10 protein-coding genes are annotated in these 8594 nt (G+C 34.4%); all 10 read left to right on the forward strand.

Going from position 1 to position 8594, the window contains the following annotated elements:
- Positions 1 to 538: capsular polysaccharide export protein, LipB/KpsS family (locus tag ACYVTD_RS08050; RefSeq protein WP_461247260.1), on the forward strand; the 538-nt coding region annotated here is incomplete at its 5' end.
- Positions 539 to 553: 15 nt separating this feature from the next.
- On the forward strand, positions 554 to 1552 hold the full coding sequence (pseB, locus tag ACYVTD_RS08055; RefSeq protein ID WP_461247261.1) for a UDP-N-acetylglucosamine 4,6-dehydratase (inverting): 999 nt from the start codon (positions 554 to 556) through the stop codon (positions 1550 to 1552).
- On the forward strand, positions 1552 to 2718 hold the full coding sequence (gene pseC / locus ACYVTD_RS08060) for a UDP-4-amino-4,6-dideoxy-N-acetyl-beta-L-altrosamine transaminase (protein ID WP_461247262.1): 1167 nt from the start codon (positions 1552 to 1554) through the stop codon (positions 2716 to 2718). Before pseB ends, pseC begins: the two co-directional genes overlap by 1 nt.
- A 32-nt stretch (positions 2719 to 2750) precedes the next feature.
- Entirely contained in the window at positions 2751 to 3416 is a 666-nt protein-coding gene (locus ACYVTD_RS08065; protein ID WP_461247263.1) for a class I SAM-dependent methyltransferase, read from the forward strand.
- A gap of 12 nt (positions 3417 to 3428) precedes the next feature.
- Positions 3429 to 4289 (forward strand): aldo/keto reductase, encoded by an 861-nt coding sequence (locus ACYVTD_RS08070; protein WP_461247264.1) that lies wholly within the window; start codon positions 3429 to 3431, stop codon positions 4287 to 4289.
- A gap of 6 nt (positions 4290 to 4295) precedes the next feature.
- Complete coding sequence (pseF, locus tag ACYVTD_RS08075; RefSeq protein WP_461247265.1) at positions 4296 to 4988, forward strand: pseudaminic acid cytidylyltransferase; 693 nt, start codon at positions 4296 to 4298, stop codon at positions 4986 to 4988.
- A gap of 2 nt (positions 4989 to 4990) precedes the next feature.
- A complete protein-coding gene (locus tag ACYVTD_RS08080) occupies positions 4991 to 6301 on the forward strand; it encodes an aminotransferase class III-fold pyridoxal phosphate-dependent enzyme (RefSeq protein ID WP_461247266.1) in 1311 nt (436 codons plus the stop codon).
- Between the two features lie 4 nt (positions 6302 to 6305).
- Positions 6306 to 7052, forward strand: coding sequence for a TIM barrel protein (locus tag ACYVTD_RS08085; RefSeq protein WP_461247267.1), 747 nt, complete (start codon positions 6306 to 6308; stop codon positions 7050 to 7052).
- Positions 7036 to 7611, forward strand: a complete 576-nt coding sequence (pseH, locus tag ACYVTD_RS08090) for a UDP-4-amino-4,6-dideoxy-N-acetyl-beta-L-altrosamine N-acetyltransferase (RefSeq protein ID WP_461247268.1) — start codon at positions 7036 to 7038, stop codon at positions 7609 to 7611. The genes ACYVTD_RS08085 and pseH overlap by 17 nt, the downstream gene beginning before the upstream one ends.
- A partial coding sequence (gene pseI, locus ACYVTD_RS08095; RefSeq protein ID WP_461247269.1) for a pseudaminic acid synthase occupies positions 7604 to 8594 on the forward strand: 991 nt, incomplete at its 3' end. The genes pseH and pseI, both read left to right, overlap by 8 nt.

Genomic DNA, 8594 nt, shown 5'->3' on the forward strand with positions numbered 1-8594 from the left:
AATAAAAATTATTAAAAAAAGTATTAAACTTATATTAAAAGCATTATTAAAACATAAAGAATATTTTAATTTAAAAGGAGAAATTTCATCATATATTTCTTCTTTCTTATCCGAAAAAAATAAAATATTATTATCTGCTTATAATATACAAACAAATAATACAAGAATAAAATTTATAAAAAGTAATGTTGATTCTCAAGAATTGATAAATAATTCAATTGCTGTTGCAACTTGTACCGGAACAGCTGCCATTGAAGCATTGATAAAAGAAAAGCCAGTATTTATTTTTGGTAATTTTTTTTATGAATATGCTCCAGGTGCAAAAAAAATAACGAATAACAATGATATGAAAAATGCATATGAATTTATTCAAGATTTTTCATTCAGCGAATATGAATTACTTAATTTTTTACAATCGATATATGATAATACGCATCGGCTTGTTGTTGACCAATATTATTCAAGTCAGGTGAATATTACCAATGATTCAAATAATGAAAAATTATTTGATATTATTTATACATTCTTAAATAAATAAAGAAAAGGAGATTAAATGTTAACTAATTCAACAATTTTAATAACAGGCGGAACAGGTTCTTTTGGAAATACTTTTGTACCAATGACATTGGAAAAGTACAATCCAAAGAAACTCATCATTTATTCCCGTGATGAGATGAAGCAATGGGAAATGGCAAAGAAATTCCAAAACGATGAAAGGGTTCGTTTCTTTATTGGCGATGTCCGCGACAGGGAACGTTTATATAGAGCTCTTGACGGAATTGATTATGTAGTTCATGCCGCGGCGACAAAGATTGTTCCAACAGCCGAATACAATCCTTTTGAATGTGTAAAAACCAACATAAACGGCGCAATGAATTTAATAGACGCCTGTATAGATAAAGGTGTTAAACGCTGCGTTGCGTTGAGTACAGACAAGGCAAGCCAGCCTGTCAATTTATATGGGGCGACAAAATTATGCAGTGACAAGTTGTTTATTGCTGGTAATTCGTATGCAGGGAAAAAAGATACCCGTTTTGCGATTGTAAGATATGGAAATGTTATGGGATCAAGAGGTTCTGTTATTCCCCTCTTTATCGAGCAGGCAAAAAACGGAGAAGTAACCATAACAGATGAACGAATGACTCGTTTTATGATTTCGCTTGAACAGGGCGTTGAACTTGTTTGGCACGCTTTTGACGACATGGAAGGCGGAGAAATATACGTAAAAAAAATTCCTTCCATGAAATTAACTGATATTGCAAGAGCCGTTTCAGAAACAGCAAAGCAAAAAATAATTGGCGTACGACCCGGTGAAAAATTACATGAACAAATGATAGGTGTTGAGGATGCCGCTTATACTTATGAGTATGACGAACATTTTAAAATACTTCCTCAGATTCATGAATGGAGTAAAGATGTTCAAAGAATAAAAGATGGTAAACTTGTTTCCGAAGGTTTTATTTATTCATCAGATAATAACCAGCAATGGATGACAATTAAAGAACTAAAGGAATGGATAGAAAAAAATAAAGCAAAAGTTGGAAATATTTAATGCGTGAATTTATTCCCTATGGCAGACAATGGATTGATGAAGCCGACAAAAAAGCCGTTGAAGCGGTTTTAGCATCTGACTATTTAACGCAAGGTCCTGCAATAGAACAATTTGAGAATGAGATAAAATCGATCACATATGCAAAATACTGTGTTGCCGTATCAAATGCAACACAAGGATTACATATAGCCGTAGCTGCCCTTGAAATTGATACTGGAATGGAGGGGATTACCACACCAATAACCTTTGTCGCGTCAGCCAACTGCCTGATAACCAATAATCTGGTTCCAGTATTTGCCGATATAGACCAGCGTACTTATAATATTTCTCCGAAGGAAATAGAAAAAAAAATAACTTCAAAAACAAAAGTTATTATCCCTGTTGATTTTGCGGGTCAGACAATTGATATTGACGAGATAAAGAAAATAGCAGATAAACATAATTTGCACATAATTGAAGATGCCGCACACGCAATTGGTTCAAACTATGCCGATGGCAAGCCTGTCGGATGTTGTCATAAATCTGATATGACTATTTTTTCTTTTCACCCTGTAAAGACAATTACATCAGGAGAAGGCGGCGCTATTACAACAAATAATGAAGTTTTGTATAAAAGGCTTTTGAAGTTACGAACCATTGGAATTACAAAGGACGAAAAAGAATTAAGCAAAAATCCGGGTCCTTGGTATTATGAAATGCAGTTACTTGGTAGTAATAACCGTATGACCGATATTCAGGCGGCATTAGGTCGCAGTCAATTGTCCAGACTTACATTTTTCAAACAACGGCGCAGGGAAATTGTTAACACATACAATAAAGCTTTTCAAAATATACAAAATATAACAATTCCATATGAAGAAAAAAATGTTGATAGCTGTTTCCATTTATATGTATTGCAAATTGATTATGATAAAATCGGAAAAACAAGAAAACAGGTTATGGAAGAGTTAAAACAAAAAAAAATGGGAACGCAAGTGCATTATATTCCGGTTAACAGCCAACCGTACTTTGTGAAGAAATATGGGGAATATAGAGCAAAAGACTATCCTGAGTCCGAATCGTATTACAATAAATGCTTAAGTATTCCATTGTTCCCAAAAATGTCAGATGACGATGTAAAATATGTTGTTGATTCAATCATTGAAAATGTGAGTGCTACTAGATAATAAATATGAAAAAATGAACAGGAGATGATTCCATGAACCAAAAAGATATTTTTTTATCCGGCGAAGGAAACGCATGGTTTCAAAGAAATAATAAAAAAATTATAGAAGCAGATGATGCCGATATAGTATTGAAAGCCATTAAATTTGTCGAGCTTTCCAATCCAAAACGTATATTGGAGATCGGTTGTGCCGATGGCAGTCGTCTTAATTTACTTAAAGCGATTTTTCCAAATGCTGAATATTATGGACTTGATCCATCAGGTGATGCTGTTAAAAATGGTAGAGAAAAATATAAATTAAATTTACAGGTAGGTACCGCAGATACTTTACCTTTTGAAGAAAATTATTTTGATTTGATTTTGTTTGGGTTTTCTCTTTATTTGTGTGATAGAAAATATTTATTTAAAATTGCTTATGAAGCTGACAGATGTCTTTGTAATAATGGGTATTTGATTATTAAGGATTTCCAGCCTCCGTTTCCATATAAGAATGCTTATGTTCATTATGAAGGTGTATCATCGTATAAAATGGATTATTCCAAAATGTTTACATGGAATCCGTTATATACGGAAATATGCAGAGTTTTAAGCAGTCATTCAGGATATATTCAAAGAGATATACCGGATGAAAGAATAGGCGTAACAATTTTACATAAAAATAATGTATATACATATCCTCATGATATAAAGTGGAATTGAAAATAAATAAGAATGAAGCTTTGTTTAGGTACAGCCCAATTTGGCTTAGATTACGGGATTAATAATACCAACGGGAAAATACCCAAAGAAGAAGTCGTTAAAATTCTAAATTTAGCCCATGATAACGGAATTACAATGATTGATACCGCAAGCGCTTATGGTAACAGCGAAACAGTGCTTGGGGAAGGAATTGCTCATACTGGAAAAGAATTTCAAATAATTACAAAGTATCCGGCGAATATGGAACTTCGTCCGTTTCAATGGATAGATAATTCTCTTAGTCAACTTAAAACTGAAAAAATATACGGATACTTGTTTCATAACTATTCTATTTTTCAAGAAAATCAAAACTATATTAATGATTTCATAAAAATAAAAGAAGCGGGAAAAACAGAGAAAATTGGTTTTTCATTATATCATCCATTTGAGGCGGAATATATTTTAAAAAACAATTTGCCTTGCGATATTGTTCAGATCCCATATAATATTTTTGATCAAAGATTTGCCTGTTTATTTTCAGAATTTAATAACAGAGGAATTGATATATATGTGAGATCAGTTTTTTTACAAGGGCTTTTTTTTATTGATCCTGATAAAGTTGATAGCCGTTTTGATTCTGTCAGAAATTACTTAAGAGAAATACATCAACTTGCAAAAGATTATTCTATAAATATTGCCGCGCTTTGTATGAGTTTTGTTTATGTTAACGAATATGTGTCATATATCGTAATTGGTATAGATTCACTTGAAAACTTAAAAGAAAATATCAGTAATTACACTTTATTGAAAGACAAAACTATATCTTATGATGCTTTAAAAAAATTAGCGGTTAATGATGAAAATATCATTTTACCCTACAATTGGAATAAATAAAGAATTATGAAAAATATTATAGCGATAATCACCGCTCGAGGCGGTTCAAAACGAATACCCAAAAAAAACATAAAAGAATTTTTTGGTAAGCCTATGCTAAGTTATGCGATAAACGCATGCAAAGATTCCGGTATTTTTTCTGAAATTATGGTTTCAACTGATAGTGAAGAAATAGCGGAAATCGCAAAGAACAACGGTGCAAATATCCCTTTTATGCGTTCTGCGAAAACAGCGGATGATTTTGCCACAACTTTTGACGTTTTGGAAGAAGTAATCAATAATTACAAAAAAGAAGGTCAGGAATTTGAGTATATATGCTGCATATATCCCTGTGTCCCTTTCCTTTCAGGGCAGACATTACAAAACGCATATAATCAACTGATTGAATCAGGTAATGAAGCATTACAACCGGTGTGTAAATTTCCTGTCCCTATAGAATGGGCAATGAAAATAGAAAATGGGATTCTTATTCCCAACGACAGGAACGCCCAATTAATCCGTTCGCAGGATTTAACGCCAAAATATTTTGACGTAGGAATGTTTTATATGATCAAAACCGCAGTATTGCTCAAGGGAAAATCTCTTACTCCGCCTAAAACTATGGCATATATTATGAATGAACAGGAAATTCAAGATATTGATACTAATGATGACTGGATCATGGCTGAAATGAAATATAAATTGGTTAAGAGGTTGTAAAAATGGGTAAATCACAAGATTTGTATGTACAGGCAAAAAAAATCATTCCAGGCGGTACGCAGCTTTTAAGCAAACGTCCTGAACAGCTTTTGCCTGATTATTGGCCTGCATATTATAAAAAAGCAAAAGGCTGTAAGGTTTGGGATTTGGACGACAAGGAATATATAGATGTAAGTTATATGGGTATTGGCGCAAATACGATTGGATATGCAGACGATGATATTAATCGTGCTATTAAAAATGTCATTGACGCATGCAACATGACGACGTTAAACCCGCCAGAAGAAGTTGAACTTGCCCAAAAACTGATTCAGCTTCACCCCTGGGCGGAAATGGCACGTTTCACACGCAGTGGCGGAGAAGCTATGATGGTGGCTGTACGGATAGCCAGAGCCGCCGCAGGTAAGGACATCGTTCTTTTCTGCGGTTATCATGGCTGGCATGACTGGTACATAGCGGCAAATCTTTCCAATGACTCGGCGCTTGACGGACAATTATTACCTGGTCTAAAACCAGCAGGAGTGCCTCGCCATTTAAAAGATACGTCCTTTCCGTTCAATTTTAACAACAAAGCGGAATTTCAAAACTTATTGGAAAAACATAAAGGCAAAATTGCCGCTGTGGTAATGGAGCCAATCCGTAATGTTGAGCCGGAAGAAGGTTTCTGGGAGCACATTCATTCCGAGACGGAAAAAAACGGAATAGCTTTGATAATTGACGAGGTAACAGCCGGGTGGCGGCTTAATCTTGGCGGCGCGCATCTTTTGTATAACATAAAACCGGACATTGCCGTCTTCGCCAAAGGAATGAGTAACGGATACCCTATGGCTGCCATTATTGGCAAGAAAAAATTTATGGATGCCGCTCAGGATTCATTTATCAGTAGCACTTATTGGACGGAACGTATCGGTCCTACTGCGGCTTTGGCGACAATACAGAAAATGGAACAGCACAAAGTTCAGGAACACCTAATAAATATTGGAAAGATTGTACAGAATGGCTGGAACAGCATAGCAAAAAAGACAGGACTTTCAATTCATGTTGGTTCCATTTATCCGTTAAGTCATTTTGATTTTCAGGATAAAGAGCCGTTGGTTCTTAAGACTTTGTTCACTCAGGAAATGCTGGCTCGTGGATATTTAGCGGTAAATTCCTTTTATTGCAGTTTTGCCCATACCGAAGATATAGCGCAAAAGTATATTGGTACGGTAGAAGAAGTGTTTACATTGATAAAAAAATCTATAGATGAAAATACCAGTGCAAAACTGTTAAAAGGACCTGTGTGTCAAAGCGGGTTTAAGAGGCTTAATTGAGGATATGCAACTAGGCTTAAAACTTGGCAGTAAAAACGTTAATTATACCAAAGATATCCTATCATTTTATGAAGCGGGATATTTTCAATATATAGAATTATTTACCGTACCAGGCAGTATTAATGATACTATCGGGTATTGGAAACAGCTTCCCATGCCAATAATAATTCATGCGCCACATTCATTTGCCGGAATGAATCTTTCGTTGCCAGAAGAACGCGAGAATAATAAAAAAAAGTTGCAGGAGACTTTTCAATTCGCCGACGCATTAAAATCGGAAACTATTATATTTCATTCCGGGGTTAACGGAAAAATTGAAGAGACGATAAGTCAACTTAAACCATTTGTTGATTCACGATGTGTAATAGAAAATAAGCCTATGAAAGGATTGAATGGGGAAAAATGTCTGGGGGCTACCCCTGAAGAAATAAAATATATTTCCAACGAATTAATGATAGATTTTTGCCTTGATTTTGGTCACGCAATATGTGCCGCCAATTCAATGAAAAAAGAGCCATTTGAATTAATCAAAGAATTTCTTGCGTTAAATCCCCGTATGTACCATTTAACCGACGGCGATTATAAAGGTGAATATGACTCACATCTACATTATGGCAAAGGAACTTTCCCGATAAAGGAATTAATAAAATTGGTTCCTGATGGAGAAAAAGCAACAAATGAGGCAAAATATGATTCTGATAATAATTTAGATGATTTTAAGGAAGATTATTTATATGTCAAAAACATATAGATTAATTCCGTTAATTGACTTGGATAAAAAAATCCAACTACAAGTCTTAGAAATAAGAAATGAAAAATATATTCGGGAATGGATGTTCACAGGAAATGAAATAAGCGTAGACGATCATCTTGCATGGATAAAACGCTTAAAGAATGACAATAACCAAATTTGTTTAGTTATTCTTAATGAAGAAGACCAACCTTTTGGTGCTGTGAATATAAAAAATATTGATAAAGAGAATAAAATTGCCGAGTTGGGTTTTTACAAGAGCCAAAATATTAATGAAAAGGGACTAATGACTAAATCTTTAAGTACAGCTATTGATTATTCTTTTAATATCCTTGGTATGGAAAAGATTTACAGCGAAGTTTTTGAAGGTAACACAAAAAGTTTAGCAATACATAAAAGTTTATTGTTTACAGAAGAAGGATTTTTGCGTTTGCATAAAATTAAAAATGGAAAACGCATAGGGGTACATTTATTTGGCTTGTTAAAAGACGAATGGGAAACTGGGAAAGAAGAAATTAATATCAGAGATGATATAATTGTAAAAATAAATAATGTTTAAAGAATTAACCAAACCATTTATTATTGCCGAAATGAGCGGGAATCATAACCAAAGCCTTGAAAGAGCATTGGCTATTGTAGAGGCGGCGGCAAAAACAGGCGTTGATGCGCTAAAAATCCAGACTTATACTCCCGATACGATAACGATAGATTCTGACAGAGATGAATTTAAAATAAAAGATAATAACAGTCTTTGGAAAGGGGAAACCCTTTATTCGCTATATAGTAAAGCATATACTCCTTGGGATTGGGATAAACCGATATTTGACAAATGCGCAGAATTGGGAATGATCGGATTCAGTACCCCATTTGATTTTTCTGCGGTTGATTTTCTTGAAAAACTAAACATGCCTTTTTACAAAATTGCAAGTTTTGAGAACTACGACTTGCCACTCTTAAAATATACCGCTAAAACTGGGAAACCTATTATAATGTCTACAGGTATGATACAACTGGAAGAATTAAAAGAAAGCGTGCGTATACTAAAAGAAAATGGCTGCCCTGAAGTTGTTTTGTTGAAATGTACCAGCACATATCCCGCTGTTCCAAAAGACACAAATTTGTTGACAATAACCGATATGCAACAACAATTTCCCGATTGCGTTATTGGTTTGTCAGATCACACTTTAGGAACCGCCGTGTCAGTTGCGAGTATTGCGTTAGGCGCTAAAGTTATTGAGAAGCATTTTACCCTTTCAAGGGCGGAAGGAGGTGTAGATAGCACATTTTCCATGGAACCGTCCGAAATGAATAATTTGGTTAACGATGTAAATACCGCATACCAGTCATTTGGAGACGTGTTTTATGGTGCAACTGAGGCAGAAATTCCATCGTTAAAATTCAGGCGTTCGCTTTATGTAGTAAAAGACATTAAAAAAGGAGAACAGTTTAATCCTGAAAACGTCAAGTCAATAAGACCAGCAAATGGGTTGTCGACAAAATTTTATGAGAAAATTATTGGCAAGAAAGCAAGTAAAGATATTG

Source organism: Treponema sp. R6D11, assembly GCF_054786075.1.